The sequence below is a fragment of the Amycolatopsis sp. NPDC043887 genome (assembly GCF_056435665.1).
Genome location: NZ_JBWKEB010000007.1, coordinates 127,089 through 152,803 on the forward strand (window position 1 = coordinate 127,089; position 25,715 = coordinate 152,803).

Sequence of the window (25,715 nt, forward strand, 5' to 3'; positions counted from 1 at the left end):
GAGAGCGGCCCGCCGATCACCAGGCGAACGTCCCGCACGGAGGGACCTTCGGTCCCGTCCTGCCGGGCCATCCGGCGGGCTACTGTTCGACCAGGCCGGTGGTGAGCAGGATCACGCCGAGCGAGCCGACGAGCGTGGTGATGGACGCGGCTCGTGCGGCGGCGGGCCGTCGCTTGGCCTGCGCGATGCCGTGCACGGTCGCCGCGGCCATGACCAGGGTGAACAGGATCAGCTTCGCGGCCAGGACGCGGCCGTCCAGCCGATGGCGGCGGCCGGCATCCAAGCAGCCGGACCTCGCGGACGGCGGGTGCCGAGCGCACGAACGAGCGGGATCATCGCAACAGTGACACCGGCGGCGTAGCACGCGAGACCGGCGAGGGTCAGCCATTGGCTCGCCGCGAGAATGCCGTCCACGGTGAGGACCAGTCCCACCGCCAGCACCGGGAGCGCGCGACGCGCCGCCGAAGCGGTGCCGTCGGCGATCCGGGTGCCGAGCGTGGTCGGCCACAGGGTGAACAGGGTGCCCAGCACCGCGAATCCCACCCAGCCCAACAAAGTCAGGTGGACGTGCGCACCCCACAGGCGCGAGTACCAGATCGGGGTCGCGGCCCCGGTGCCGAGCGCCGCACCCGTGACGGCGCCGGCCAGTAGCGCGACGCTCGCCGAGGCGTAGAAGCCGATGAGGTGGCCGAACCGGCGCTGAAGCGCCTTTCGGTAGGTACGCACCAGGAAAACGGTGTGCACGGCGGCGATCACGCAGACGCCCGCGGCACCGGCACCGGCACCGGTCACCACGGATACGTCCGTGGTGACTCCGGTGAGCACGGTGACCACGAAAAGGTTCAGTGCCATCAGTCCGGCCGCCACCCGTCGGACGGGTGGGGCCGGTGCGCGGCACAGCGTCACCACGAAGTGTTCGGACCAGATCAAGATGGCGTTGGTGACCGCACCCAGCAGCAGGGCGTGCAGCGCGACCCAGCCCGGCAAGCCGAGCACTTGGTGCGCGGCCGACAGCACGACGGCGACGGCCACCCAGCCCAGCACCACCGCGTTGGCCCTCACGAACAACGGCCCTCGCGGGCGCGCCGCGGTCGGTGGCGCGAGGTCGGTCCGAGGTGTTTCGTCCACGCCGTCAAGGAAAGCCGGACGGCGATTCCGCCGAAAGGGACGTTCGGCCCGCGAGGACGGGACCGTCGATCTCTGTCGATCCGCCGGTTCGGTTCGCATCCTTGAGCTGTCCACTACTTACGACGAGAACGTCCGAGGCGACATGACGACGCACGTGACAACGCCGGGTACGGATCCGGCCATGGGCAACAAGGACGAGAACGACGGCGGACCACCGGCCGGTCGGCGGATGCTCATGCTGGCGATCGCGACCGTGGGTTTCGCGGTGAACTTCTGGGCGTGGGCGTTGCTGAGCCCACTCGGCCCACTGTTCAAAGAGGACCTCGGGCTGAGCGCGTTCCAGCAGGCGCTGCTGGTCGCCGTCCCGGTCGTGGTCGGCTCGGTCGGGCGGATCCCCGTTGGTGCGTTGACCGACCGGTACGGCGGACGCGTGATGTTCCCGCTGGTCTCGGCGGCGACGATCGTGCCGGTGCTCTTCCTCGGCCTGGTGGGGGATACCTCGCTGGCGGCCCTGCTGGTCGGCGGATTCTTCCTCGGCATCGGCGGTACCGCGTTCGCCGTGGGGGTGCCGTTCGTCAACGCCTGGTTCCCGCCACAGCGACGTGGACTGGCGATCGGCGTGTTCGGGGCGGGCATGGGGGGTACCGCGATCAGTGCCTTGACCACCGTGCCGCTCGTGGACGCCGGCGGAGCGGCGACACCGTTCGTGCTCACCGCCGTCGTACTGGCCCTCTACGCCGTCACCGCGTTCCTGCTGCTGCGGGACGCACCAGGCCGGACGGTGCCGACCGAGTCCGCCGTCCGCCGCTTGGCCGACACGGCTCGCCTGCCCATCACGTGGCAGGCATCGGCGCTGTACGCGGTCGCCTTCGGTGGCTACGTGGCGTTTTCCGTCTATCTGCCCGCCTATCTGAAGGCTGCCTATGGGCTTACGCAGGCCGACGCTGCCAACCGGATGGCCGGCTTCGTGCTCTTGGCCGTGCTGATGCGCCCCGTGGGCGGGTGGCTGTCCGACCGTATCGGACCGGTGCGGGTCTTGGCCGGAGTCTTCGTGGTGGTCACCGCCGCGGCCGCGGTCACGGCGTTCACCCCGGCCCTGATGCCGGTCGGCACGATCACCTTCCTGTCCATGGCCGCCGCGCTCGGCGCCGGCAGTGGCGCGGTCTTCGCGCTCGTCGCGCTGCTGGCACCGGGGAACAAGGTCGGTTCGGTCACCGGGATCGTCGGCGCAGCAGGTGGTCTGGGCGGATTCGTGCCGCCACTGGTGATGGGCGCCCTGTACGGCGCGTTGGGCTCGTACGCACTGGGCCTGGCCGCTCTGGCCGCTGTCGCCGCCGCCGCGTTGGCCTTCACCGCGACCGCCGTGCGTGGTGCGATCGCCGAGCGTGAGGCCGAGCAGTTCGAGTCGTGTGGCTGACAGAACGGGCACGAACTCGTGCCCTCGGCGCTCCGGGGTCCGATGTCAGTGCCTCGCCGACACCCATCCCGGCCAAGGAGCCAGGGCACGGCGTCCTCTGCGGTGCAGCCAGATCACTCCGCCAAGTCAACGGCGAAAGTCATGCTCCGGCACTGCCACCCGGGAGAGCCGCGGGGCGCTGTCGCAAGGCCCGAGCACGGTCCAGTACGGGGGCTTCGCTCCGCATCGCGAAGGCACCACACTGATTCCCGCTCGCCACCGCAGAGGACTATCAGACGCGCCATAGGCGTTCAGTCGGACTTCGAGGCGGCCAGCCGGTTCAGCAGACGGATCCGGCCGTGGTTGGGGACCGACCGGATCGGGTGCCCGGCAAGGCCCCAGTGCCCGAGAAGGGTGTTCGCCGCGGTCCAGCCGGTGGCGGCCGCGCGTTCCATGAGGGCGACCGGGAGGTCGATCCGGATGCCGTCGCCCGCGAGCGCGAGGGCGGGGTCCGGGGTTTCCACCGTGGGCCGTCGGGCGAAGTCGCCGACGCCGAACAGCGGGCAGTCTTCGCGCCACAACGTGATCTCGCCGACGACGCGAGCTTCCCGGGTCTCCGGGTAGATCTCGTGGAGGCGGCTTTCCAGTGCTTTTTCCAACCCGCTCGAGTCCTCGGTGGTGGCCGCGTAGGCGTGCAGTTCGACGACCGATCCGCCGGTGCGGGCGGCCCAGCGCCGGGCTTCTCCCTCGTACCGGTCGAGCAGGCTGATGTTGTCCAGCGGCGGGATGCTTCCGGTGCCGAGGAACGGTGAACGATGCGACTCGACCGGGCGGTCGAGCCAGAGCCGCCGGACCAGGAAGGGCGGGGCGGTACGCGAACCGCCGACGTCGGCTCGCCAGGCCTCGGTGCCGATACCCGGTGAAGCGGCGACGATTTCGCGCAGCCCGGAGACGTCGCAGGCGAGGACCACGCCGTCGAAGTTCTCTGTCCGGCCGCCTGATTCGATGGCGAAACCTTCCGGGGTCCGGCCGAGGCCGGTCACCGTCGTGCCGGTGCGGATGTCGGTGCGGCGGCCGGTGAGATAGCTCGCGAGCGGGTCCCAGAGCGCTTGGGGGAACGGCTCGGTCGGTACGTCGAAGACCAGGCCTTCGCTGGAGCCCAGGAAATACAGGTGGAACATGGTCGCCAGCTCGGCGGCCGACAGGTCGCGCGGGTCGGCGAAGAAGCTGCGGGAGAAGACCTCGAACGCGAGGTGCTTGGCGGCGGGCGGGAAGTTGATCGCTTCGAGGAAGGTCGAGGCGTCGGTGCGGTCGAGCCGGTGGTAGATCTCCGGCACACTGACCGTCGCCAGCGGCAACGCCTCGCGGCCGCTGAGATGCAGCAGATCCTTGCGGGTGAAGGTCGGGCTACGCCAGGCGAACGCCACCGCGTTCCACGGCGGGGTGCGCGGAAGCCCGGCGAAGGTGTCGATGCGGCCGTGTGCGTCCAGCAGCGGGTAGTCGGTCAGCGGGGTGAGCCGGTCCAGCCGCGGATCGGTGCGCGCGAGCAGGGCGCGCAGGTTGTAGTACTGGCGGAAGAACGCGTGGAAACCCCGGCTCATGGTCACCGCGGTGCCGTCCGCCAGCTGTTCCCGCCAACCACCGACCCGGCCGCCGAGATGGCCCTCGCGTTCGAAGACGGTGACGGCGACGCCGCGTTCGGCCAGTCCGGTAGCCGCGGTGAGCCCGGCGATGCCGCCGCCCACGATCGCGGCGGTGGGACGCCGTCCGAGCAGTCCGGCGTCGGCCAGCCCTGGCGGGGCCGGCCGGGTGACGCGGCGGGGGTCCCTGGGGCCGGTCACACCGTCTCCGAGGGCGCGGTGCCGACGACGGTGTGGACGATGTCCCGCTGCCAGCCGCCGACGGTCGCGGTGTGGACGCCGGTGAAGCCGGCGTCGGTGAGGCGCCGGGCGAGTGAGGTGACGCCGTCGAACTCGAGGACACTGCGGCGGAGATGACGGTAGAGCGTGGCGTCGCCGGTGGTGAGCTTCCCGAGCGGGATGATCACACCCGCGCAGACGGCGTTCCAGACCCAGCGGGCGCGCCGGGAATCGCGGACGGAGTACTCGTGCACCGCGATCCGCCCACCCGGCCGGAGCAGCCCGCGAAGCCGTCGCAGCTGCGTGGTCGGGTCGATGAGATTACGCAGCAGGTACGCCGCCAGGATGCCGTCGAACGGACCGTGGATCCCGGCCAGCTCCTCGACCGGTGTGTGCACGAATTCGACGCTGTCGGGCCAGGTCTTGCTCCGGGCTCGCTCCAGCATCTCGCCGGACGCGTCGAAGGCGGTGATCCGGGCGTTCGGCAGCATGGACAGGAGGGCCGCCGTGGACGCGCCGGTTCCGCAGCCGGCGTCCAGCACCCGCGGTCCAGGAGCGGCGAGCCGCCGGGCGGAAAGGCGCAAGTGTTCGTGGTAGCCGGGATTCGCGCCGACGAGGCGGTCGTAGAACCGGGCTTCGGTGTCGAAGGCCGAAGGCACGGTATCGCGCGGCAAACCGTCCCGCGCCATGGCGTTCATCGCGCCTCCTCTTGTGCTCGGGCTCGTTCCCACAGCAGCAGTACGGCGGTCACCATCGCGAAGCCGAAGAGGAAGTCTTCGACCGGGATGTCCCAGGGAAACCGCCAGCCGGTGATGTGTTCGGGCGCGTAGAGGACGATCGGCGAGGACAGCTTCGTCAGCCAGCCGTCGACGGGGATCTGGAAGCCGGTGACGATCGCCATGGTGAGCCAGTAGGCGGGTTTGCGGAACAGCCCGGTCTTCAGCACGGCGAGCTCGAACAGTACGACCACGATCACCGAGACGACGGCCGGAACGGTGTAACCCCAAGGGATCATCGCCGGACCACCTGTTTCCCTCGGCGCCGGACCGCGGTGAGGGTGAGCTGGACCGCTTCGTAGGTCAGCACCCCGCAGATCGGGATCACGACGAAGAACAGGATCTCTTCCAGCGGAAGGGAGAACGGGGCGCGGACGCCGGTGACGAATTCGGGCGCGTAACTCCAGACCTCACCGGCGATCGCCAGCGCGTCCCAGACGAGGAAGACCACGGCCACCGGGAGCAGCGCGCGGGCGAGGCGTTTCGGCTGCCGGTAGACGCGGGCGCCCGCGATTTCCAACGGGAGCGTCACCAGGACGCATGCCGCCAGTACGACCAGGTATTCGACCTTGCCCACTCAACCCACCGCCGACGGGGGAGCGGGGGCGGGATGCCGCGTCCGAGCCCACTGTGAACGGGCGAGCGCGCCACAGGCGACCCCGAGCCGGCGGCGCCGGGACACCGTCGCCCGGCCGGCGAAGACGTCGTGGCCGGCGTCTTCGATCCGGTCGAGGATCTCCCCGTACAGGGTCGCGGCGGTGGCCACGCAGGGGCGTGAGACCGGATGCAGCATCGCGATTCCCGGCCGCGCTTCGGCGTAGACGCGCCGGGTCACCGCGATCTGTTCCTTGATCGCGGCCCGCACGCGGACGTCGGCTCGGCCGTGCTCGGCGCACCAGGAGAGCCGTTCGCGGTCGACGTCGTGTTCCTTGAGTTCGTCGGCGGGCAGATAGACCCGGCCGCGCGCGAAGTCCTCGGCGACGTCGCGGAGGAAGTTGGTCAGCTGGAAGGCCTTGCCGAGCGCGGCGGCGCGCGGTGCCGCCTCTTCGCGAGGAGCCACGGCGCCGAGGATCGGGAGCACCTGCAGGCCGATCACCTCCGCCGAGCCGCGCACGTAATCGTCGAGATCGTGTCTGGTGGCGTAGTCGGTGACGCTCAGATCCATCCGCATCGACGTGAAGAAGTCGCGGAAGAGCGGTTCCTCCAGCTCGTACCTGGCCGCCGTGTCGATCACCGCCGCCAGCAGGGGATCGTCACTGGTCCCCGCGGTCAGCTCGGCGAGAAACCGATCCTCCACTTCGGACAGTCGTGTGGCCAGGGACTCCGGGGTGGCGTCCGCGTCGGGCTCGTCGACGATGTCGTCCAGCCATCGCGCGAATCCGTAGAGCGCGTGGACGGCGGGCCGTTGCGCTGGGGTCAGCATGCGGGTCGCCAGAAAGTACGTCCGGCCATGCCGGGCGTTGATGTCGCGGCACCAGGTGTACGCGGCTCGCAGGCTCGGGTCGTGGATTTCGGCGGCGTCGAGTTCGCGTCGGGTCATCGGCTCGCCTCCGTGGTCAGGTCGAGGACGCGCGAGCGGCGTCCGGGCACGCCGGTGATCCGGTCGGCGGCCAGCCTGCCGGAGATCAGCACGGTCGGCACGCCCACTCCCGGCACCGTCGCACCTCCGGCGAGGACGACGTTTTCGGTGCCACGTGGGAGGTTTCGGGGCCGGAACGGTCCGGTTTGGACGAAGGAATGGGCGTAGCCGAAGGGGGTTCCGGCCACGAGCCCGCGGTCGGCCCAGTCGGCGGGGCTGATGACCTCGGTGAACTCGGGTTCGAAATCCGGCAGGAGCCGCTGCCGCGCGACGGCGAGGATCTCGTCCGCGTACGGTCCGGCTTCGGCGGCCCAATCCGCGGGGCCCCGGTCGAGATTCGGGACCGGCGCGAGGATCGAGTAGAGCTGACGGCCCGGCGGTGCGAGGCCCGGATCGGTCGCGGTCGGCCGGGTGATCAGCAGGGACGGGTCGCTCATGCGGCGGCCGGTGGTGATGAGTTCGTCGAAGGTCGAGCGCCACCCGTGTCCGAAGGAAATGGTGTGGTGCCCGACATCGGGCCGGGTATCGGGGCCGCCGGTGTGCAGGATCAGCGCCGACGGCGCGGGCCGCAGCGGAACAGGCCGCGTCGGAGCTCGGCCGAGCAGCCGGTAGCTCTCGGGCAGCTCGGTCGTGAGGACGACGGCGTCGCACGGATGGCGTTCGCCGGCGGCAGTGCGGACCGCGTGGATCCGGCTGCCGTCGCGTTCGAGCGTGCGCACGGGGTCGCCGTAGTGGAAGGTGACGCCGTTCTCGGCGGCGACCCGGGCGAGCGCCTGGGGCAGTGCCGCGACCCCGCCGGGAGGGAAGTACACGCCGCCGACAGTGTCCATATAGGAGATGACCGCGTACAGCGCGAGCGCCCGCATGGGCGACTCGCCCGCGTAGAGCGCTTGGAAGGTGAACACCCGCTTCAGCCGCTCGTCGGACAGGAAAGACCCGATCTTCGGGTCCAGCCGCCGGAATCCGCCCAGCGCCACCAGACGGGCCAGATCCGGGTTGAGCATGCCCAGCGGTGAGTCGATGTTCGAGTCGATGAACCGGCCGAACTCGGTGCGGTAGAGCCGGGTCAGCCAGTCGCGCAACCGGAGGTAGCCCGCGGCCTCGGCAGGCCCGGCGAACTCGCGTACCGCGTCCGTCATCGCCGCGGCGTCGGTGTGCACGGGCAGGGTGCTGCCGTCGGCGAACTGTGCCAGGTAGGCCGGGTCGAGCCGGGTGAGCGGCAGTTCCTTGTCCAGTTCGGCGCCCACGGCGCCGAAGGTGTCCCGCAGGATCGACGGCATGGTCAGCACCGTCGGGCCGGTGTCGAGCAGATAGCCCTTGCGTTCGACGCGCCCCGCGCGGCCACCGGGGCCCGGGTCGCGTTCGAGGACGGTGACCTCGCGACCGCGACCCGCCAGGTGCAACGCGGCCGCCAGCCCCGACAACCCCGCTCCCACGACGACGATCCGGTCCGTCCGGCCGGGCACCGTTTTCACTGGTCGCGCTCCGTGCACCGGGTGGCGAGGACGGCCAGCGCGTCCGCGGACTGTCGGGGGACGACGGCTGGGTCGATGACCGCGAGCGCCTTGTCGGCACGTTCCCGGATGAGTTCGCCGAGGCGTTCGCGTGCGCCGGTCGCCGTGATCAGTTCGCGCCATCGGGCCACCGCGTCGTCGTCGACCGTGGTCAGGTTCAGCAGTTCGCCGAGTTCGTCACGCTGCCGCCGGTCGGCCATCTCCGCGGCGAGCACCACGACGCTGGACGCCTTGCGATCGCGGAGGTCCTGGCCGGCGGGTTTGCCGGTGACCTCGGGATCACCGAAGACACCGAGCAGGTCGTCCTTGAACTGGAACGCCTCGCCGACCAGGCCGCCGTACTCGGCGAGGGCGGCCATGACGTCCGGACCGCAGCCCGCCAGCGCCGCGCCGAACTCCAGCGGCCTGCGGACGGTGTAGTTGCCGGACTTCCGGCGCAGCACGTCGAGCAGCGCGTCCCAGCCGGGAAGAGTCCGGGCGTCGTTCACCAGATCGGCGAGTTGGCCCACCGCCAGCTCCGCGCGCATCGCGTCGTACCTGGGCCAGCCGCGCGACAGCGTTTCCGCGTCCAAACCGGACTCCCGGAGCAGCTGCTCCGACCAGACCAGGAAAAGGTCACCGGCGAGCGTCGCCGCGGATTCGCCGAACCGGTCGGCGGAGCCACTCCACCCCTGTTCGGCATGCCACCGCGCGAACCGCACGTGCAGCGCGGGACGGCCCCGCCGCAGCGCCGAGGCGTCCATGACGTCGTCCTGCGCCAGCGCGAAACAATGGAGCAATTCCAAGCTCGACGCGGCCCGTAGAGCGGCGTCCGATTCCGGGCCTCCGCATCGCCAGCCGACATAGGCGAACATCGGCCGGAGGAATTTCCCTCCGGCGAGGAACTGAGGGAGGACGGTTTCCGCGAGTTCGCCCTCGCCACGGCCGGAAAAGTGCTCGGCGGCCCGTGCTGCGACGAAACCGTGGGCTTCGGCAAGACAACGCCCGCTCAAAGCGTCCAGCCAGGCGACCTGCGCCTCCTTCGACGGCACTGTTCCCGCCGCCATTGTCGACGCCATCGCCTTCCCTCCGCCGATCCGGTGATTTCGTTTCATAACCGTTTCACGTCTGGTGTACCTTGTCTACTGGATCCGGCGGTACGCCCGCAACTCGAGCGCTGTCGGCTGATAGGGCAAGGAAATCTTGGGTTTCCCGGGATTTCCCGGCTCAAACCCGGATCGCTCGCGGATCGAAGAAAGACCGTCTCGCGGACGAGAGTGGCCCGGTCCCCGCCACCCTCAGGAGCCCGGCGCCCCTCGCGCCTGGCTCCGGATGCCCGGCGGCGCCTGGTGTGGACCGGTCCTTCCCTTGGGCCCCTCCGTGGCGCCGCCGGGCGTTCTTCGTTCCGGGGACGGTATGCGCCTGCCCACGTCCGGTGACCTCGTAAGCTGCCCGCAGTGATAGCCCTGTGAGCGAGCACTGGCACCGGAAATGTGGAACGGATGGACGTCGACGAGATGAGCGGCCTTGGCGGCCCCCGAGCCGGCGGTTCGTGGACCCCCGGCAAGGTCGCCGAGATGCTGGGCGTCTCGCCGGTCACGCTCCGGACCTGGGATTCGCGTTACGGGGTCGGCCCCACCCTTCGCGCAGGCGGGCGTCATCGCCGTTACTCGGACGCGGATGTTCGCAGGTTGCAGCATATGCAGCGGCTGATCGACCGGGGGATTCCCGCCCGCGAGGCGGCCGCGGCGGCGTTCTCCGGTACCGGTGAGACGGTCCCGGACGTACCCGTCGACAGGCTGGTCGACGAACTCGAGCAGGCCGCGGAAGACCTCGAGTTCGCTTCCATCGCGGCGTTGCTGGACGAGACCCTCGACGCGGTCGGCGCGGCGGCGACGTGGGCCGACGTGTTGCTGCCGATCCTGCGTGGCCTCGGAGGCCGCTGGTCCCGGGGTGACGTGTGTTTCGAGTCGGAATGGGCGCTCACCACCGAGGTTTCCCTGGCACTGCAACGCTACGTCGCCCGATTCACCACCGCGCCGTCTGAACGCGGAGTACTCATCGCCTGTTGCCCGGAGGAGCGGCACAGCCTGCCGGTCGAGGTTCTCCGGGCGTCCCTGGCGGAGATCGGTGTCCCCGCCGTCTACCTCGGTCAAATGGTGCCCGCGGAGACCTTGGCCGGTCTGGCGGCCAGAATGGATCCGGTGCTGGTGGTCCTGTGGTCGATGTCCGCCAGTACCGTCGACGTCCTGCTGTGTGAGCGTCTGCAGCGGCAGGGGTCCGAGGTCGTCGTCGCCGGTCCCGGCTGGGAGGGCCTCAACGTTCGTGGCGCGCCCTGGGTCAACGATCTGACCACCGCGCTGGAGGTCGCCGCCGCCCGCTTCAGAACCTGAACCGTTGCGAGATCGCTTCAAGTGCCTGAGGATTGCTGGGCATGGATCGTTCCGGCAGAGGACGCGCGGCAGGAGGGTTTCCGGTGGATCTCAGGCGGCAGGTGGTCGAGCGCTGGCCGGCGAAGTGGCCGGTCCAGCCGTTCCGGGAACCGGCTTGGGCCCGGCAGGAACCGACCTACCGCGAATGCCGCCCCGCGCTGATCGACGCCGCGGTCAAACGCGCCGACGCCCGTCCGGCGGGCAACTGGTTCGTCGTCGCGGCCAGTCGTGAGATCGGCGCGGATCAGCCACTGGGTCTGCGCGCCGGTGGCCGGGAACTGGTGGCCTGGCGTGGTCCGGATGGTGACCTGGTCATCGGCCCGGGTGCCTGCCCGCATCTCGGTGCTCCGCTCGACCAGGCTCGTGTCCATTGTGGAGAGTTGGTCTGCCGGTGGCACGGATTGCGGATCGGGCCCGAGCGGCCGGGCTGGTCACGGCTGCCGTCCCATGACGACGGAGTGCTCGCCTGGGTTCGCCTCGACCGCTTCGGTGGTGAAAGCCCCACGGAGCGGCCGATCGTGCCCGTCCGTCCGCGAGGCGACGTCACCATCGACGCGGTCGCGACGCTGACCGGGACCTGCGAACCGGTGGACGTTGTCGCGAACCGGCTCGATCCTTGGCACGGAGCGTGGTTCCATCCGTACTCGTTCACCCGGCTGAAGGTCCTGTCGGCTCCACAAGGGAACGACGTCACCGGCGCCGAGGACAAGTTCGTCGTCGAAGTGACCTTCCGGCTCGCCGGGAAACTGGGCGTGCCGGTGATCGCCGAGTTCACCTGCCCCGAGCCGCGCACGGTGCTGATGACCATCGTCGACGGCGAAGGCGCGGGCAGCGTGGTCGAAACCCATGCCACGCCGCTCGGGAACGGCCCCGACGGACGACCGCGTACCGCCGTGATCGAGGCGACGATAGCCACGTCCGACCGGCCCGGTTTCGCCAAGGCCGCCCGGATCGCACCGGCTCTGCGGCCCCTGATGCGCCGTGCGTCCGCGCGTCTCTGGCGGGACGACCTCGCCTACGCCGAGCGGCGCTATGCCTTGCGAGCGGGAGACGTCGCCGATGGCCGGGCATGAACCGACGTCGTGATCGTGGGTGCGGGCTCGCCGGTCTCCCCGCGGGGCCGCACCTTCACCGGGCCGTACCGGTGTTCCGGGAGGCGTCCGGCGATCGGCAGATGCTGGGCGCGGTGCAGAAACCGCTGCTCGAACTGCGGCATGTCGATGGGTGACGAGAACCTGTGGCACGTGGTGGACGCTCCGGCGGTGGGCGTCGAGCCGTTCCGGACCCGGTAGTGTGCCGGTACTGATGCGCCTCGGTGAAAAACTCTTGGGGTACACGATGAGCATGGATGAGGATGCCCGTGTGGCTGCGTCGGTGGACAAGGTCTCGGTGGGGCGGGTTTATGACTACCTGCTGGGCGGGTCGCACAACTTTGCCGTCGATCAGGCGTTCGCCGAGCAGCAGCTCGCGGTGCTGCCGGAGATCCGGGATTTCGCCCGTGCGAATCGGGCGTTCCTCGGCCGGGCTGTCCGTTTCATGGTCGGGCACGGGGTCAGGCAGTTCGTGGACATTGGCTCCGGATTGCCGACGCAGGGCAATGTGCACGAGGTCGCCGATGAGGTGGCACCGGGTGAATGCCGGGTGGTCTACATCGACAACGAGCCGATCGCCCGGGCGCACGCGCAGATCCTGCTGGAGCAGACCGCGGACCCGAACCGGCATGCCGCGCTGGACGCCGATTTCTTCGACCGGCGTCTGCTGTGGGATCGGGTGCTCGACACGGGCCTGATCGACCGGACGCAGCCGATCGGGCTGCTGCTGGTGGCCCTGTTGCATTTCATGCCCGACGAGCAGAATCCGCACGCCGCGCTCGGGTTCCACCGCGCGATGCTGCCGCCGGGCAGTTTCCTGGCGGTGTCGCATATTCATGTCGCGCCGAAGGATGTCGAGACGCAGAACGCGGGCAAGAAGGTGGCGCAGGAGTACGGGCGCCGGACCAACCACACGGCGATCATGCGGTCGCGTGAGCAGATCGCCGAGTTCTTCGGAGACTTGGAGCTGGTCGAGCCCGGTCTGGTGTGGCTACCTCAATGGCACCCCGACATCGCGGGCGCCGGCAAGGACGCCGCCCGGTCGCGTGGCCTGGCCGGCGTCGCGCGCACCCACTGAAAGTCCGAGACCGACCTGAATTGGTTCAGCTGTCCAGGAATTCGAACAGGCGTGGTCTTGCGGGCTCGGCTCGCCGCGCTGACGTCCTCGAACGTGGCGAATCCGTCGGGAGCCTGGCTGGGTGCGCGCCGATCGGATCGATGGCGGCGGGCGGAGTCCAGGACAGCTCGGACTTGGGCGGACCTCGGCCCGAGGAGCGCTGGGAGAATCTATGTGTTCTTCGTGCTGGAGGTCGGCAGCCGCTACGTCCACGTCCTGGGCACGACAACGAATCCGGACGGCCGGTGGACTACTCAGCAGATTCGCGATCTCATGCTGGATCTTGGTGATCGAGGCGACGAGTTCAGGTTTCTCATCCGTGATCGGGCCGGCCAGTTCGCGGTGTCGTTCGACGCTGTTCTGGCCGACGTCGGTATCGAGGCGGTAAGGGTTCCTCCGCGTTGCCCGCGGGCGAACTGCTACGCCGAACGGTTCGTGCTCACGGCCAGAACCGAGCTCACCGACCGGATGTCGATTCTGGGCGAGCGGCATCTGCGCGCCGTGCTCGCCGAGTACGTCCGGTAGTACAACGGTCGACGGCCGCACCGGGCGCGCGAGCTTCGCCCACCACAGCCGACCCACCCCCGTGGCGGACCTCAGCTCTCAGCGGATCAGGCGACAGCCGCTTCTCGGAGGCCTGATCAACGAATACGAACGGGCCGCGCAAACCGGCGCCGGTGCTGCTCGCGGATGTGCCGGGCCAGGTGGGCGGCGTCATGACCGACGAAACCGAGCAGCGCCGACCCGGCGGTGCGCTGCCACGGCAGGCCGAGAACGTACAGGCCGTCGACCGGAGTGAGGCCGCCGTCATGGCGCAGGCGTCCGCCGTCGAGGGCTTCCGGGATGTGAACCCAGGTGTGGTCTTGCCGGAAGCCTGTCGCCCACACGACAGCGTCGATCTCGGCGGACCGTCCGTCGGCGAAGACGGCGGTGTGACCGTGTGCTTGGAGCAGCCGAGACCGGAAGGTGACGCCGTGCCGGGCCAGGGACTTGCGGTGGTGCCCGATGACGGTGCCTTCGCCGCGGCGCATCCAGCGGCCGCGACGTGAGGTGGCGGGTGCGGTGATCAGGCCGGTGTGGGTCTGCCACCAGAACAGGTCGCGGCCCAGGATCCGTTGCGGGACAAAGGCGTTGCGTGTCCCGATCGCCAGGGTGACCGGCCCGGCCGAGGGGGCGGCGGCCAGTTCGGCGGCGATCTGGAAACCGGAGTTGCCGCCACCGACGACCAGCACCTGCCTGCCCCGGAACGGTGCGGGATCACGGTAGGCGCTGCTGTGTAGGTGGAGAACCTCGGTGGCGGACCCGGTCGAGCACGCGGGGATAGCCGGTTTCTGGAACGGCCCGGTGGCCACCACGACCTGGCGTGCCCGGACCGGACCGGTCGTAGCGGTGAGATCGAAGCCGTGACCTGCGCGGGTCATGGCGGTGACCGTGGTGCCGGATCGGACGGGAAGGCCGCCGGGGACGATCCCGGCCGCGTAGGCGGTCAGGTAGTCCGCCACCTGGTCTTTGCCCGGATAGGACTCCGGGTCCGCGGGAAACGGAAGCCCGGGGAGTGCGGCGTAGCGGGCGGGTGTGAACAGCCGCAGGGACGTCCAGCGGTCGCGCCACGTATGCCCCACGGCATCGCCCTCGTCGAGGATCACGAAGCCGAGCCCGGCTTCGGCGAGTTCCCGTCCCATGGCGAGCCCGGCCTGGCCGCCGCCGATGACGGCGACGTCGTAGGTGTTCACGACGTGGAGGGGGCGGTGACGCCGTGCAGGATGAGGTCCGCGACGCGGACGAACGCCGCGAGGTCGGCTTCCGGTATGTCACCGAGGATCGCGCGCGCCGCGTCGTGTCGGCTCGCGGTCATCCAGCGCGCGGTCGCGGCACCCTCGGCGGTCAGGGCCACCGACGTCGCCCGCCGGTCTCGCGGGTGCGGCCGCCGGCGGACCAGACCTGCCTGCTCGAGTTGGTCGACGAGTCCGGTGACGTGGCGGGGTGTGCACCGCAAAGCGTCGGCGAGGGCCCGCTGGACCAGTTCCCCGTCCCGGGCGAGTACGTAGATCACCTCCGCGCGGCTGGAGGTGAGGCCGCGGTCGGCCAGGGCTACCCGCATCGCCTCACCCAGCCGCGCCGCCAGCTCGAAAGCCTTGTCAAACGCTCCGACCGCGTCCTCGGCCATGTCACCCCTTCCCCAATTCGTGTATAGCCTACATAGTGAAGTCGGTTCAGTAAATTGGGAGGAGATGGCGGTGAAGCTTGACGATGCCGAGTTGCGCAGGCGGTGGGATCGGTACGCGGGACGCTATGACCGGGACATCGGCGTGATGGAACGGCTGCAGTTCGCCGGTGGCCGTGAGTGGGTGTGCGGGCAGGCGAGCGGTGAGGTCCTGGAGGTCGCGGTCGGCACCGGGCTCAACTTTCCCTGCTACCCGGCCGGGGTGCGGCTGACCGGTGTCGACCTCAGCCCCGGCATGCTGGAGATCGCCGGAGCCCGGGCGAGGGAACTCGGGCTCGAGGTCGACCTGCGGGAGGCCGACACACAAGCCCTGCCGTTCCCGGAGTCGTCCTTCGACACCGTCGTGTGCACGCAATCCGGCCATTGGTGGGGTTAGCCCAGCGGGCCATCGGGGTATCCCCGATGATGGACATCGGGGGCATCCCCGATGGTGTCCGTCTCGCTCGTTCGACAGGCTGGCCGCATGTCGATCTCTCCTTCTCGTCGTGACTTCATCAAATTGAGTGCCACGGCTGCCGTCGCTGCGGCGTCTCTCGGTATCGCGGACACGGCATCTGCAGCCGAGCTGCCGCGGATCACGCCGTTGCGGATTCCCACTCCCGGCGGCACTTTCGACGCTGTTGCCGCCGGGCCGCGGCATGGCCGGAAAGTGCTCTTGTTGCACGGCTTCCCTGAATTCGGCATTGAGTGGGACCATCAGTTGCGCGCGCTCGCTGCTGCCGGATACCGAGCGGTGGCGCCTGATCAGCGGGGCTACTCGCCGGGCGTACGGCCTACCGGGATCGAGAACTATCAGTTGGATCATGCCGTTGGGGATGTTCGGGCGATGGCCGATGCCCTTGGCTGGCACAGTTTCGACCTGGTCGGGCACGACTGGGGTGCTGCGGTCGCCTGGATTGCCGCGGCGAAGTACGCACGCCGGGTGCGGTCGCTGACCGCCGTTTCCGTGCCGCATCTCGGTGCCTTCGCCGAGGCCCTGCGGACCGATCCCGCGCAGCAGGAGGCCTCCAAGTACATGGAGTTCTTCCGGCAGCCCGCTCCGATCCCGGAGAACTCGATTCTCGCATCGGGGCCGCCCCAGCTGCCGGGTGTTGCGCCGGAGAAGTGCGCGGAGTATTTCCGGCGGCTTTCCCAGCCGGGTGCCCTGACCGCGGCGCTGAACTGGTACAGGGCCAACGACTTCACAGGCTACGAGCAGCGGGTTGCGGTACCCACGCTCTTCATCGCGAGCACGAACGATCCCATGGTCGCACCGTCGGGCGTGGACGCGACCAGGAACTGGGTTACCGGACCATACCGGCTGGAGAACCTCGCGGGCATCGGGCACAACGTTCCCGAACAGGCCGCCGAGACTACAACTGCCCTGCTCCTCGCACACCTCGCTTCGGTGTGTTCCTAGCAGTCTGAAAACGCACAAAGGGCAGCCTCCGCTCTGTGAGGCACCATGCATCAATGTCCGGTGCGGTTGAGCTGGTTGATGAGGTCACGGTTTGCTCCTCTCGCGGCGTCGAGTTCTTGGTCCCGTTCGGCCAGGTCTTCTTTGAGGTCAACGACTTGTTGTTCAAGTTCGGTGATGCGCCGCTTCATTTGGTCGATGTCATCGGGTGCGCCGAGTCCGGACTTGCGCCAGGCGTGGTCACCCATGAGCTCGGACAGCTTCTTCTCCAGCTGCCGGACCCGTGACGCCTGCCCATCGTCACGCTCGGACCACCGGTGATCTCGGTGGGTTCTGCTTGTGCTGCATATATTTGCGCGAGCAGGTCGGGGTGGCGACAGAGAAACGACCTGTCCACTCCGGCTTGCCGGGCAAGGGCGGAAACGCTGATCTCCTCGCCCGACGCGATGGTTGTGTTGAGGGCCTTGAGGACGCGTTGCCGGCGGCGTGCCGAGTCGGCTCGCCTGCCGTGGGTCATCGCGTTGCTCATGCGGTGCGCTCCGGTCGGACGCCGGGTAGTGGCCGGCGAGCTCGTGGCATCACCAGCGCGACGACTGTGCTGCGGTTGCGTCGAACGATCGAGAGGCGTCTTCGATCTGGAAGCGCTCAGTCTCGGTGAGACCGTCCACATCGGCCTTGACCCGGGCGATCAGTAGGCGCACTCGACTGATCTCGGAGTCGGTGGGCATCGCTTCTGCCTTGGCCCAGTCGTCGACCTTGACCGTGGCCAGCAAGCGTTCGCGACTGCGCAGCAAGTCGGCCAGGTAGGTTTCGAGGTCTGGGAGGTAGGAGATGTCGGTGCTGAAGTGGGCGCAGCCGACACAGCGGAACCGCACGGGGCAGTCGTCACCGCCGGCCGCGTTCGGAGTCGAGCAGGGCTTTGGCTTGGCGCCAGATCCGGTGGCCGTGCCGGTCGAACTGCATCGTGGTAACCCGCTCGGCAGCGCACGGCGACGTTGTTCACCGACGCGGTATTACTGCTGGCTGGTCCCGATCTGGCGGTGACCCATGAGTGCCCGCAGGACATCGACCGCAACTCCGGCGTCGGCGTGCCGTTGGGCGTAGGTGTGGCGGTAGGCATACAGGCGGATACGCGCAGGATCGAACGGCAACTGCTGGGTCTTCTGCTGGCCGTCTTCGATCACTGGGATGGGGACGAGCAGCGGTGGCAAGCCGTCGACCCATCGGGGATGGCGGCCGGAGACCCAACCTTCGCCTTTTCAAAGGCGGGCGCCGGGTCGACACCTCGCGGCTCGCTGATCTCGGCCCGCGACCGACTCGTCCGGTGACACCGCGCCGACAGGGCGGCCGCGCGAAGAAGGGCCGAACCAAGACTCCGGCTGGTACTGGGAGCGTGGAGTTGCCGCCGAGTATCGCGGTGTTCTACGAAGAGCTGATCGACAGCCACAGCTTCCCGTTCGTGCTCTGCAGCGCTGAGGGCGCGCCGCTGCGGCGGTCGAACTTCCGCAACCGTCACTGGCGTCCGGTCTGGGACGGCAGCGACGCTGAACACACGCGGTCGGCCGAAGTGGTGCAGCCGATCATTCCGACCTTCACCTTTCACGAGGGACGGCACAGTCACAGCACCTGGCTGGCCGAGGACGGCATCCCCGAAGTCGCTCGTCGGGCGCGGTTGGGTCAGAAGATGAAGGGCATCGCGAGAGTCTATGACCATGTGACTCCGCTGATGCGACGTCAGATCCTGCAAGCGCTCGAGACCCGGTGATCGGCTCGTTGGTCGCGCTGACCCCGAGTGAGCGGACGAAGCTGGGGGAGTGGTTCCCGCACCTGCACGCCACGTTCCGTGATGGGCAGTTGGAGACGGCTCCGAAGGCCATCGCCTTTTCATCGCCATTGAACGACTGAAGCCCCGCCCCTCCGAGGAGGAGCAGGGCTTCTGACCTGCGAAAACAGATGGTGCGCGATACTGGGATTGAACCAGTGACCTCTTCCGTGTCAGGGAAGCGCTCTCCCGCTGAGCTAATCGCGCGAGGTGGAGACGGGATTCGAACCCGTGTACACGGCTTTGCAGGCCGTTGCCTCGCCTCTCGGCCACTCCACCGTGTCAGGCCCGAGAGGGCCTTCCGAGCGGATGACGGGATTCGAACCCGCGACCCTCACCTTGGCAAGGTGATGCGCTACCAGCTGCGCTACATCCGCACATCCTCGGTCCGGCTGAAGCTCAGAACCTCGTGGTTCTGTTCCTCACCTCGTCGCCGTGGTGTGTGTGAACACTATCCGATCCCGAAAACGGCCCTGCAACCGGGGTGCCACTTGCTGTTCGCAAGGCTGTCATCAGGCCAGATCGTTGGGGATCAGGTGGGTCAGGGCGTCGTCGACGTCGACCCACAGGTGCTCGTTGCCCGGGAGCACGACGTCGTAGGTCCGGTCGAGGAAGTCGGCCAGCTCCTGAGCGGACGCCTCGAACATGGCGTGCCCGGACGGCGAGTTCAGTTCGATGAGGACGGACTCGGGGTCTTCGACGGAGGGGCGGATGCGTACGTCGCCGTCGCCCGCGTCGGCCAGGAGGCCGTCCGCGAGGAGGTCGCGCGCGTAGACCCACTCGACCCAGCCGGCGCGGCCGGTGCGGAAGGCGGCCACGACCGCGTACGGGTCGCGTGTGTCGTATCGCAGTTCCACCTTGACCGGAACCGCGGGGGTCCGCGGCGCCAGGAGGTCGAACACCGCCGTCGAGCGGAGCGTCACGTGATCGTTGCGCATCGTCCTACCCTTCGTCTCCTTCCCGGCCCGGTCGAACCGAGTGGCGATGATGTGACGCATCGGCCGGCTGATCGGAACGCGGTTTTGCCGCAGATCACCCGGACGGGGTCATCAGACCCCGGGGCCATCCTCCGTCACCCCATCATCACCCGCGCGACGCGCAGCCCTACATGCGTCCTGCAGGCAGTCCACATGTACATACTGCGCGGTTTAGTCGTCACGCGATAGCACCGTCGCACGAATGTCGAAACGCGTCGCGGGCGGCCCCCTGCCGGGAAAGCCCCGGCTAGCTCGCGGTTGTTCGCTCCGTATTTGCTGGTGAGCGGAGTGTGGTCGGACGGAACCACCCGTTTGCAGGCGCCCTAAAGTCGTGGGGTAGAGTCTCCGGAACACCGCGAGCGGGCGATTAGCTCAGCGGGAGAGCGCTTCGTTCACACCGAAGAGGTCACTGGTTCGATCCCAGTATCGCCCACCGGATGAAGGCCCTGGACCGATGGTCCGGGGCCTTGATTCATTCTCGGGGTGAGCTGTCCGGCGGCATTCGATCCCCAGGTCGGACGCGGGTTATGTGGGGGCGGTACTTCTGCCGTCCCGCGCCGCGCCATCGGTGCCGCCGAATCTCTCGGCGTGGCCGCGGGCCGTCGGGGCGCCACGGTTCGAAGATCTCCGAAGGACCTCGTTCCGGCCGGTGTGGACACTCATCGGATATCTTGCGTCACGCCGTGGAAATGTCGCATGGTCGGACCATTGAGACATCTTTGTGATCCTCGGCACGAAGTGTCCGCCGAAAGGTCCAGACCATGGGGAAGGTGATGTGGACATGGCCTGATGGCTCGCCCGTCCGGCCGCCGCGACGGGGCCGCCGTGATGCTGACGTGATGTGACGAAACGCCACTCCGGTGACCGATTGACAAGGTAGGTCGGCTCGCGGTGGCCGCGCCTGGCGAGTGGCCGCCCGCCGGTGGCGTGAAATCCACAAAGGACCGCCCGGAGGTCGACTCGCGCGAACCGTCCACTGTGGAGTTTTCTGGGCTGATCGGCCGATCGGGGCCGCGGTGCTCCAAGTGGCCGCGAATCAGGGAATTCGTGACTACTTTGAGTAGTTGTTCGGTGGATACGGTCTATTACGCATCGTCATCATGTTGTTATCAACGCGGCATTCATTTGCCGGATGCCCGCCAAGGCTGTGGCTGGAAATCCTTGTAACGATGGCCGGAGAGTGGCCGATACCTTGGCGTGTGTCGCCCCATCGGCCGCTGAGAGAGCTCGAGAATCGATCACTCTTCGAGATCGCTCTTATTTACTCAGCGTGTTGATCCGGCGTTCGGGAATCCCCACTCCGGGAGGTCTGATGGAAGAGTCGGTGCGGCCGTCGTCCACCGTCAACGGGACGCCGCAGCACATCGACCTTCAGTCGATCCCGCTGCCCCCGCAACGGGGTGCGGGGGCAGCCGTCGCGGTCGGCACGACGTCGGCGCGGCCGCCTTACGCGGCGTGGGAATCGCGGTACCGAGCATGGGTCGTCGGTAGTGACGTTTTCACCGCTTTCGTGCTCATCGTGATGAGCGCCTTCTTGATCGATCGATCCGATCCACACGACATGCACGCGCTCGGGACCGCCGCGGCCTTCCTGTTCGGGTTGTCGGTCTGCCGCGCCTGGAGTCCGCGGGTGCTGGGCGAGGGGGCGGAGGAGTACCGGACGCTGGGGCGTGGCCTGGTGACCACCGCCGTTCTGGTCGCGTTGGGCGGCCTGCTCTTCGGCGCGCTCGCCGTGCAGCCGTGGGTCTTCATCGTCGTCCCGATGATCTCCGTCTTCATGTTGCTGCAGCGGTACGCGCTGAGACAGGTGCTGCACCGGCGCAGGCGGCTCGGTGAATGCCTCCTGCCAGTGCTCGCCGCGGGAAGTCCCGACACGGTCGCCGACCTCATCGCGCGCACCAAGGCCGATCCTCATGTCGGCTGGCGGGTGGAAGCCGTCTGCACGTATTCCGGTGCCGGTGCGGAACGGGGGAGCGGTGAGGTGGAAGGCGTGCCGATCGTCGGGAAGCTCGACGATCTCGCGGGCCATGTCCGCCGCGGCGGCTACCGGGTGGTCGCCGTGACCGCCGATCAGCACTGGAACCCGAAACGCCTGCAGCGGCTCGCCTGGGATCTCGAAGGCACCTCGGCCGAGATGGTGGTCGCGCCGATGCTGATGGAGGTCGCCGGTCCCCGGCTGAACGTCTCCGGCGTGCTCGGCATGCCCCTGCTGCGGGTCACCGCGCCGATGTTCACCGGCGGCCGCCGGCTGGTGAAGGAGGCGCTCGATCGAATCGGTTCGGCCCTGCTCCTCACTCTCGTTTCGCCGTTGCTGCTGGCGATCGCGGTCGCGATCAAGCTCGACGACCGCGGCCCGGTGATCTACCGGCAGCGCCGCGTCGGCCGCGACGGCCACGCCTTCACGATGCTGAAGTTTCGCACGATGGTCACGAACGCCGACAAGCTCAAGCAGGAACTCCAGGCGGACAACGAAGGTGCGGGCCCGTTGTTCAAGATGCGGAAGGACCCGAGGGTCACCCGGGTCGGCGGTCTCCTTCGCCGGTACTCCCTCGACGAGCTGCCGCAGCTGTTCAACGTCGTGAGCGGGCGCATGTCGCTCGTCGGCCCTCGCCCGCCGCTGCCCGAGGAGACCGCGAAGTACGCCCCCGACGCGCGCCGCCGTCTCCTCGTCAAGCCGGGGCTGACCGGGCTCTGGCAGGTCAGCGGCCGCAGCGACCTCAGCTGGGCGGAGAGCATCCGCCTCGACCTGCGTTACGTCGAGGACTGGTCGCTCGCCCTCGACCTGGTGATCCTTTGGAAGACCTTCCGTGCCGTGGTGCAGGGGCGAGGCGCCTACTGACGCTTTTCTGTGACCGGACCCACGCGCAGAGATAGTTGAGCGAGAAATAGTTCAGCGCTCAACTAGGTTGGGATGGGTACAGGACGCGTACGGAAGGAAGATCCACCCATGACCACCAGCGTTGAGCCGACCGAAGCCTTGAACCTCCCGCAGGACGTTCAGGACCTGTTGTTCCGCGAGGCCCGCACCGCGAACAGCTTCAGCGACGAGCCGGTGACCGACGAGCAGATCCGCGCGATCTACGAGCTGGTCAAATGGGCCCCGACGTCGATGAACAATCAGCCGCTGCGTGCGCTGGTGATCCGCACCGAAGAGGGCAAGAAGCGCCTCGCCCCGCTGATGTCCGAGGGCAACCGTGCCAAGACCGAGGCCGCGCCCGTGACCGTCGTGCTGGCCGCCGACACCGAGTTCCACGAGAACCTGCCGCGCACGTTCCCGCACTTCCCGGGCGCCAAGGACCTGTTCGCCGACGAGGCGGGCCGCGTCGAGACCGCCAAGCTCAACGCGCTGCTGCAGGTCGGCTACTTCATCATCGGTGTCCGCGCCGCCGGCCTGGCCGCCGGACCGATGACCGGCTTCGACGCCGAGGGCATCGACAAGGAGTTCTTCGCGGACAAGCCGTGGAAGTCCCTCGTCGTGATCAACGTCGGCAAGCCGGGCGACAACCCCTGGTTCGACCGCCTGCCGCGGCTGGACTTCGACGAGGTCGTCGAGACCGTCTGACCTCGTTCCTCGACACGCGAAGGCCTTCTTCCGATGGGAAGGAGGCCTTCGTGCTGTTAGGGGTAATGCGTGTGAACCCTGTCTCGGGTGACGACTAGCATCACGCATATCCGAGTTGATTGAACTAAGGAGTCCATCGTGTCCCAGCCGTCGTCAGTAGCAGCCGCAACCGCCCCTCGCGTGGTGGTACCGGCGGGCACTACGGCGGGCACCGCGGTCCGCGAAGCCGGGCTGCCGACCAAGGGGCCGGACACGATCGTCGTCGTGCGCGACGCCGAGGGGAACCTCCGCGACCTCTCCTGGGCCCCGGAGTCCGAGGCCGAGGTCGAAGCCGTCGCGGCGAACACCGAGGACGGCCGCAGCGTCATCCGCCACTCGGCCGCCCACGTGCTCGCCCAGGCCGTGCAGCAGCAGTTCCCGCAGGCCAAGCTCGGCATCGGGCCGCCGGTCAAGGACGGCTTCTACTACGACTTCGCCGTCGACACCCCGTTCACCCCGGAAGACCTGCAGGCGCTCGAAAAGCGCATGAAGCAGATCGTGAAGGGCGCGCAGCAGTTCTCCCGTCGCGTCTTCGACTCGGTCGACGAGGCGAAGAAGGAACTCGCCGACGAGCCGTTCAAGCTCGAACTGGTCGACATCAAGTCCGATGTGGACACCTCCGAAGTGATGGAGGTCGGCGGCGGCGAGCTGACCATCTACGACAACCTCGACCCGCGCACCAAGGAGCGCGTGTGGAGCGACCTCTGCCGCGGCCCGCACGTGCCGACCACCAAGTTCATCCCGGCGTTCAAGCTCACCCGCGTCGCCGCCGCGTACTGGCGCGGCGACGACAAGAATCCGCAGCTGCAGCGGATCTACGGCACCGCGTGGGAATCCACCGAGGCGCAGGACGTCTACCTGGAGCGCCTCGCCGAGGCCGAGCGGCGCGACCACCGCAAGCTCGGTGTCGAGCTGGACCTGTTCTCCTTCCCCGACGAGATCGGCTCGGGGCTGCCGGTGTTCCACCCCAAGGGCGGGATCATCCGGCAGGAGATGGAGAACTACTCGCGCCAGCGGCACGTCGAAGCCGGGTACGACTTCGTCTACTCGCCGCACATCACCAAGGGCGCGCTGTTCGAGACCTCCGGTCACCTCGACTGGTACCGCGACGGCATGTACCCGGCGATGCACCTCGACGCCGAGCACAACGAGGACGGTTCGGTCCGCAAACCCGGCCAGGACTACTACCTCAAGCCGATGAACTGCCCGTTCCACGACCTGATCTTCCGTTCGCGCGGGCGTTCCTACCGGGAACTGCCGCTGCGGATGTTCGAGTTCGGCTCCGTGTACCGCTACGAGAAGTCCGGCGTGATCCACGGCCTGACCCGCGTGCGCGGCATGACGCAGGACGACGCGCACATCTTCTGCACCCTCGAGCAGGTGCCCGGTGAGCTGAAGTCCCTTTTGGACTTCGTGCTGAACCTGTTGCGCGACTACGGTCTCGACGACTTCTACCTCGAACTGTCCACTCGGAACGAAGAGAAGTACATCGGTTCCGAAGAGGTCTGGGCCGAGGCGACCGAGGTGCTGCGCACCGCCGCCGTGGACTCCGGCCTGGAGCTCGTGCCGGATCCCGGTGGCGCCGCCTTCTACGGGCCGAAGATCTCCGTGCAGGCGAAGGACGCGCTGGGCCGCACCTGGCAGATGTCGACCATTCAGCTGGACTTCATGCTGCCCGAGAAGTTCGAACTGGAGTACACCGCCGCCGACGGCAGCCGTCAGCGTCCGGTGATGATCCACCGCGCGCTGTTCGGTTCGATCGAGCGGTTCTTCGGCGTGCTGACCGAGCACTACGCCGGCGCGTTCCCGGCGTGGCTGTCGCCCGTCCAGGTGGTCGGCATCCCGATCACCGAGGACCAGGTCGAGCACCTGCGCGGGGTCGAGAAGGCGCTGCGGGCCAAGGGGATCCGGGCCAACGTCGACGCGAGCGACGACCGGATGCAGAAGAAGATCCGCACCCACACCACGCAGAAGGTGCCCTTCATGCTCCTGGCGGGCGCGAAGGACGTCGAGGCGGGCGCGGTGTCGTTCCGGTTCCGTGACGGCGGCCAGATCAACGGCGTCCCGGTGGCCGACGCGGTCGAGGCGATCGCCGGCTGGGTCCAGCGCCGCGAGAACGCTTCGCCGACCGTGGCGGGCTTGGAGGCGGTACTCCGGTGACGGGCCCCGATGGCCCTGAAGTCGTCGGACAGGACGGTGTGGGGGTCCCGGACGCGTTGCAGCGCCTGTGGACCCCGCATCGGCTCGCCTACGTGCAGGGGTCCAAGAAACCCGACGAGGGCTGCCCGTTCTGTCATCTCCCCGAGAAGAGCGACGAGGACGCGCTGATCGTCGCGCGCGGGAAGACCGTGTACGTGGTGCTGAACCTGTACCCGTACAACCCGGGCCATCTGATGGCCGTGCCGTACCGCCATGTCGCGGACTACACGGATCTGACGGCGGAAGAGACCGTCGAGGTGGCGGAGTTCACCCAGCACGCGATGCGGGTCATCCGGGAGGTTTCGTCGGCGCACGGGTTCAACATCGGGATGAACCAGGGCGTGATCGCCGGCGCGGGGATCGCCGCGCACCTGCACCAGCACGTGGTGCCGAGGTGGGGCGGCGACGCGAACTTCATGCCGGTGATCGGGCATACGAAGGTGCTGCCGCAGTTGCTGGGGGAGACGCGGCAACTGCTTTCGGGTGCCTGGTAGATCGATCTTAAGTACATGAAGGCCCCCTTCCTTGCGCCAGACGCGAGGAAGGGGGCCTTCATGTACTTGGGCGGAAGCGGGTGGGTCCCTGGGTGGCGCCCCTTCGCTGGGTCAAGGGCAGAGAAGCGGCC

At 68.5% G+C, this 25,715-nt stretch carries 29 protein-coding genes and 4 tRNA genes; 15 read left to right on the forward strand and 18 right to left on the reverse strand.

The window, feature by feature from the left end:
* Positions 1-79: 79 nt before the first annotated feature.
* The gene (locus AC069H_RS19845; RefSeq protein WP_478233350.1) at positions 80-283 is read right to left on the reverse strand and encodes a hypothetical protein; all 204 of its coding nucleotides are present in this window, start codon (positions 281-283) and stop codon (positions 80-82) included.
* Positions 229-1,128 (reverse strand): hypothetical protein, encoded by a 900-nt coding sequence (locus AC069H_RS19850; RefSeq protein ID WP_478233351.1) that lies wholly within the window; start codon positions 1,126-1,128, stop codon positions 229-231. The genes AC069H_RS19845 and AC069H_RS19850 overlap by 55 nt, the downstream gene beginning before the upstream one ends.
* Before the next feature lie 181 nt (positions 1,129-1,309).
* On the opposite strand from AC069H_RS19850, the gene AC069H_RS19855 reads away from it, so the two are divergent.
* Entirely contained in the window at positions 1,310-2,545 is a 1,236-nt protein-coding gene (locus tag AC069H_RS19855; protein WP_478233609.1) for an MFS transporter, read from the forward strand.
* Positions 2,546-2,835: 290 nt separating this feature from the next.
* On the opposite strand, the gene AC069H_RS19860 is transcribed toward AC069H_RS19855, so the two are convergent.
* From AC069H_RS19860 to AC069H_RS19890, 7 genes are read right to left on the reverse strand one after another with little or no spacing between them, the layout of a single operon-like run.
* A complete protein-coding gene (locus AC069H_RS19860) occupies positions 2,836-4,365 on the reverse strand; it encodes an FAD-dependent oxidoreductase (RefSeq protein WP_478233352.1) in 1,530 nt (509 codons plus the stop codon).
* Positions 4,362-5,081, reverse strand: a complete 720-nt coding sequence (locus AC069H_RS19865; protein ID WP_478233353.1) for a class I SAM-dependent methyltransferase — start codon at positions 5,079-5,081, stop codon at positions 4,362-4,364. The genes AC069H_RS19860 and AC069H_RS19865 overlap by 4 nt, the downstream gene beginning before the upstream one ends.
* Positions 5,078-5,398, reverse strand: coding sequence for a lycopene cyclase domain-containing protein (locus tag AC069H_RS19870; protein ID WP_478233354.1), 321 nt, complete (start codon positions 5,396-5,398; stop codon positions 5,078-5,080). Before AC069H_RS19870 ends, AC069H_RS19865 begins: the two co-directional genes overlap by 4 nt.
* Positions 5,395-5,736 carry a lycopene cyclase domain-containing protein gene (locus tag AC069H_RS19875; protein WP_478233355.1) on the reverse strand — a complete coding sequence of 114 codons (342 nt, stop codon included), beginning with the start codon at positions 5,734-5,736 and terminating at the stop codon, positions 5,395-5,397. Before AC069H_RS19875 ends, AC069H_RS19870 begins: the two co-directional genes overlap by 4 nt.
* Positions 5,737-6,699 carry a phytoene/squalene synthase family protein gene (locus AC069H_RS19880; protein WP_478233356.1) on the reverse strand — a complete coding sequence of 321 codons (963 nt, stop codon included), beginning with the start codon at positions 6,697-6,699 and terminating at the stop codon, positions 5,737-5,739. It lies immediately after the preceding gene.
* Complete coding sequence (crtI, locus tag AC069H_RS19885) at positions 6,696-8,213, reverse strand: phytoene desaturase family protein (protein WP_478233357.1); 1,518 nt, start codon at positions 8,211-8,213, stop codon at positions 6,696-6,698. The genes AC069H_RS19880 and crtI overlap by 4 nt, the downstream gene beginning before the upstream one ends.
* Positions 8,210-9,310: a polyprenyl synthetase family protein gene (locus tag AC069H_RS19890; protein ID WP_478233358.1), complete on the reverse strand. Its 1,101-nt coding sequence runs from the start codon at positions 9,308-9,310 to the stop codon at positions 8,210-8,212. The genes crtI and AC069H_RS19890 overlap by 4 nt, the downstream gene beginning before the upstream one ends.
* A gap of 423 nt (positions 9,311-9,733) precedes the next feature.
* Between AC069H_RS19890 and AC069H_RS19895 the strand changes: the two genes are divergently transcribed.
* From AC069H_RS19895 to AC069H_RS19915, 5 genes are all read left to right on the forward strand, one after another.
* Positions 9,734-10,624: a MerR family transcriptional regulator gene (locus tag AC069H_RS19895; RefSeq protein WP_478233359.1), complete on the forward strand. Its 891-nt coding sequence runs from the start codon at positions 9,734-9,736 to the stop codon at positions 10,622-10,624.
* A gap of 83 nt (positions 10,625-10,707) precedes the next feature.
* Positions 10,708-11,736 carry a Rieske (2Fe-2S) protein gene (locus tag AC069H_RS19900; RefSeq protein WP_478224479.1) on the forward strand — a complete coding sequence of 343 codons (1,029 nt, stop codon included), beginning with the start codon at positions 10,708-10,710 and terminating at the stop codon, positions 11,734-11,736.
* Positions 11,733-11,891 (forward strand): hypothetical protein, encoded by a 159-nt coding sequence (locus AC069H_RS19905; RefSeq protein WP_478233360.1) that lies wholly within the window; start codon positions 11,733-11,735, stop codon positions 11,889-11,891. The genes AC069H_RS19900 and AC069H_RS19905 overlap by 4 nt, the downstream gene beginning before the upstream one ends.
* A 116-nt stretch (positions 11,892-12,007) precedes the next feature.
* Positions 12,008-12,832, forward strand: a complete 825-nt coding sequence (locus AC069H_RS19910; protein ID WP_478233610.1) for an SAM-dependent methyltransferase — start codon at positions 12,008-12,010, stop codon at positions 12,830-12,832.
* Between the two features lie 213 nt (positions 12,833-13,045).
* A complete protein-coding gene (locus AC069H_RS19915; protein WP_478233361.1) occupies positions 13,046-13,396 on the forward strand; it encodes a hypothetical protein in 351 nt (116 codons plus the stop codon).
* Positions 13,397-13,512: 116 nt separating this feature from the next.
* Here the strand turns inward: AC069H_RS19915 and AC069H_RS19920 are convergent, their stop codons facing one another.
* Positions 13,513-14,604: a flavin-containing monooxygenase gene (locus tag AC069H_RS19920; RefSeq protein ID WP_478233362.1), complete on the reverse strand. Its 1,092-nt coding sequence runs from the start codon at positions 14,602-14,604 to the stop codon at positions 13,513-13,515.
* Positions 14,601-15,038, reverse strand: a complete 438-nt coding sequence (locus AC069H_RS19925) for a MarR family winged helix-turn-helix transcriptional regulator (protein WP_478233363.1) — start codon at positions 15,036-15,038, stop codon at positions 14,601-14,603. The genes AC069H_RS19920 and AC069H_RS19925 overlap by 4 nt, the downstream gene beginning before the upstream one ends.
* 70 nt (positions 15,039-15,108) lie before the next feature.
* Here AC069H_RS19925 and AC069H_RS19930 point away from each other — a divergent pair, with 70 nt between their 5' ends.
* Complete coding sequence (locus tag AC069H_RS19930; RefSeq protein ID WP_478233364.1) at positions 15,109-15,471, forward strand: class I SAM-dependent methyltransferase; 363 nt, start codon at positions 15,109-15,111, stop codon at positions 15,469-15,471.
* 87 nt (positions 15,472-15,558) lie between these two features.
* Positions 15,559-16,494: an alpha/beta fold hydrolase gene (locus AC069H_RS19935; RefSeq protein ID WP_478233365.1), complete on the forward strand. Its 936-nt coding sequence runs from the start codon at positions 15,559-15,561 to the stop codon at positions 16,492-16,494.
* A 50-nt stretch (positions 16,495-16,544) separates the two neighbouring features.
* On the opposite strand, the gene AC069H_RS19940 is transcribed toward AC069H_RS19935, so the two are convergent.
* Genes AC069H_RS19940 through AC069H_RS19950 form a run of 3 tightly spaced genes read right to left on the reverse strand, consistent with a single transcriptional unit; the run spans position 16,545 to position 17,366 of the window.
* Positions 16,545-16,739, reverse strand: coding sequence for a hypothetical protein (locus AC069H_RS19940; RefSeq protein WP_478233614.1), 195 nt, complete (start codon positions 16,737-16,739; stop codon positions 16,545-16,547).
* Positions 16,679-17,161 carry a DUF6262 family protein gene (locus tag AC069H_RS19945; RefSeq protein ID WP_478233366.1) on the reverse strand — a complete coding sequence of 161 codons (483 nt, stop codon included), beginning with the start codon at positions 17,159-17,161 and terminating at the stop codon, positions 16,679-16,681. Before AC069H_RS19945 ends, AC069H_RS19940 begins: the two co-directional genes overlap by 61 nt.
* On the reverse strand, positions 17,070-17,366 hold the full coding sequence (locus tag AC069H_RS19950) for a hypothetical protein (protein WP_478233367.1): 297 nt from the start codon (positions 17,364-17,366) through the stop codon (positions 17,070-17,072). Before AC069H_RS19950 ends, AC069H_RS19945 begins: the two co-directional genes overlap by 92 nt.
* Positions 17,367-17,486: 120 nt before the next feature.
* Between AC069H_RS19950 and AC069H_RS19955 the strand changes: the two genes are divergently transcribed.
* On the forward strand, positions 17,487-17,819 hold the full coding sequence (locus tag AC069H_RS19955; protein ID WP_478233368.1) for a hypothetical protein: 333 nt from the start codon (positions 17,487-17,489) through the stop codon (positions 17,817-17,819).
* A gap of 65 nt (positions 17,820-17,884) precedes the next feature.
* Positions 17,885-18,256 carry a hypothetical protein gene (locus tag AC069H_RS19960; protein ID WP_478233369.1) on the forward strand — a complete coding sequence of 124 codons (372 nt, stop codon included), beginning with the start codon at positions 17,885-17,887 and terminating at the stop codon, positions 18,254-18,256.
* A 189-nt stretch (positions 18,257-18,445) separates the two neighbouring features.
* Here AC069H_RS19960 and AC069H_RS19965 read toward each other — a convergent pair.
* The 4 genes from AC069H_RS19965 to AC069H_RS19980 form a co-directional block, all read right to left on the reverse strand.
* Positions 18,446-18,520: transfer RNA gene (locus tag AC069H_RS19965), tRNA-Val, on the reverse strand.
* A gap of 1 nt (position 18,521) precedes the next feature.
* Positions 18,522-18,592: transfer RNA gene (locus AC069H_RS19970), tRNA-Cys, on the reverse strand.
* A 25-nt stretch (positions 18,593-18,617) separates the two neighbouring features.
* Positions 18,618-18,690, reverse strand: a tRNA-Gly gene (locus AC069H_RS19975).
* A gap of 135 nt (positions 18,691-18,825) precedes the next feature.
* Entirely contained in the window at positions 18,826-19,251 is a 426-nt protein-coding gene (locus AC069H_RS19980; protein ID WP_005159130.1) for an SsgA family sporulation/cell division regulator, read from the reverse strand.
* A 400-nt stretch (positions 19,252-19,651) separates the two neighbouring features.
* Between AC069H_RS19980 and AC069H_RS19985 the strand changes: the two genes are divergently transcribed.
* The 5 genes from AC069H_RS19985 to AC069H_RS20005 all read left to right on the forward strand — a co-directional run bounded on the left by AC069H_RS19985 (position 19,652) and on the right by AC069H_RS20005 (position 25,584).
* Positions 19,652-19,723: transfer RNA gene (locus AC069H_RS19985), tRNA-Val, on the forward strand.
* An 879-nt stretch (positions 19,724-20,602) separates the two neighbouring features.
* The gene (locus AC069H_RS19990; RefSeq protein WP_478233370.1) at positions 20,603-22,129 is read left to right on the forward strand and encodes a sugar transferase; all 1,527 of its coding nucleotides are present in this window, start codon (positions 20,603-20,605) and stop codon (positions 22,127-22,129) included.
* Positions 22,130-22,237: 108 nt separating this feature from the next.
* Complete coding sequence (locus AC069H_RS19995; RefSeq protein ID WP_125683095.1) at positions 22,238-22,852, forward strand: malonic semialdehyde reductase; 615 nt, start codon at positions 22,238-22,240, stop codon at positions 22,850-22,852.
* Between the two features lie 180 nt (positions 22,853-23,032).
* Positions 23,033-25,051 carry a threonine--tRNA ligase gene (gene thrS / locus AC069H_RS20000; protein ID WP_478233371.1) on the forward strand — a complete coding sequence of 673 codons (2,019 nt, stop codon included), beginning with the start codon at positions 23,033-23,035 and terminating at the stop codon, positions 25,049-25,051.
* The gene (locus AC069H_RS20005; protein ID WP_478233372.1) at positions 25,048-25,584 is read left to right on the forward strand and encodes an HIT family protein; all 537 of its coding nucleotides are present in this window, start codon (positions 25,048-25,050) and stop codon (positions 25,582-25,584) included. Before thrS ends, AC069H_RS20005 begins: the two co-directional genes overlap by 4 nt.
* Positions 25,585-25,715: the final 131 nt, after the last annotated feature.

Excerpts from the sequence above, each read along its gene's own strand:
- AC069H_RS19990 (WP_478233370.1), top strand. The coding sequence starts at position 20,603 with ATGGAAGAGTCGGTGCGGCCGTCGTCCACCGTCAACGGGACGCCGCAG.
- AC069H_RS19865 (WP_478233353.1), bottom strand. The coding sequence starts at position 5,081 with ATGAACGCCATGGCGCGGGACGGTTTGCCGCGCGATACCGTGCCTTCG.
- AC069H_RS19945 (WP_478233366.1), bottom strand. The coding sequence starts at position 17,161 with ATGTGGACGGTCTCACCGAGACTGAGCGCTTCCAGATCGAAGACGCCT.
- AC069H_RS19910 (WP_478233610.1), top strand. The coding sequence starts at position 12,008 with ATGGATGAGGATGCCCGTGTGGCTGCGTCGGTGGACAAGGTCTCGGTG.
- AC069H_RS19890 (WP_478233358.1), bottom strand. The coding sequence starts at position 9,310 with ATGGCGTCGACAATGGCGGCGGGAACAGTGCCGTCGAAGGAGGCGCAG.
- AC069H_RS19995 (WP_125683095.1), top strand. The coding sequence starts at position 22,238 with ATGACCACCAGCGTTGAGCCGACCGAAGCCTTGAACCTCCCGCAGGAC.
- AC069H_RS19855 (WP_478233609.1), top strand. The coding sequence starts at position 1,310 with ATGGGCAACAAGGACGAGAACGACGGCGGACCACCGGCCGGTCGGCGG.
- AC069H_RS19880 (WP_478233356.1), bottom strand. The coding sequence starts at position 6,699 with ATGACCCGACGCGAACTCGACGCCGCCGAAATCCACGACCCGAGCCTG.
- AC069H_RS19935 (WP_478233365.1), top strand. The coding sequence starts at position 15,559 with ATGTCGATCTCTCCTTCTCGTCGTGACTTCATCAAATTGAGTGCCACG.
- AC069H_RS19940 (WP_478233614.1), bottom strand. The coding sequence starts at position 16,739 with ATGGGTGACCACGCCTGGCGCAAGTCCGGACTCGGCGCACCCGATGAC.
- AC069H_RS19980 (WP_005159130.1), bottom strand. The coding sequence starts at position 19,251 with ATGCGCAACGATCACGTGACGCTCCGCTCGACGGCGGTGTTCGACCTC.
- AC069H_RS19870 (WP_478233354.1), bottom strand. The coding sequence starts at position 5,398 with ATGATCCCTTGGGGTTACACCGTTCCGGCCGTCGTCTCGGTGATCGTG.
- AC069H_RS19905 (WP_478233360.1), top strand. The coding sequence starts at position 11,733 with ATGAACCGACGTCGTGATCGTGGGTGCGGGCTCGCCGGTCTCCCCGCG.
- AC069H_RS19925 (WP_478233363.1), bottom strand. The coding sequence starts at position 15,038 with ATGGCCGAGGACGCGGTCGGAGCGTTTGACAAGGCTTTCGAGCTGGCG.
- AC069H_RS19895 (WP_478233359.1), top strand. The coding sequence starts at position 9,734 with ATGGACGTCGACGAGATGAGCGGCCTTGGCGGCCCCCGAGCCGGCGGT.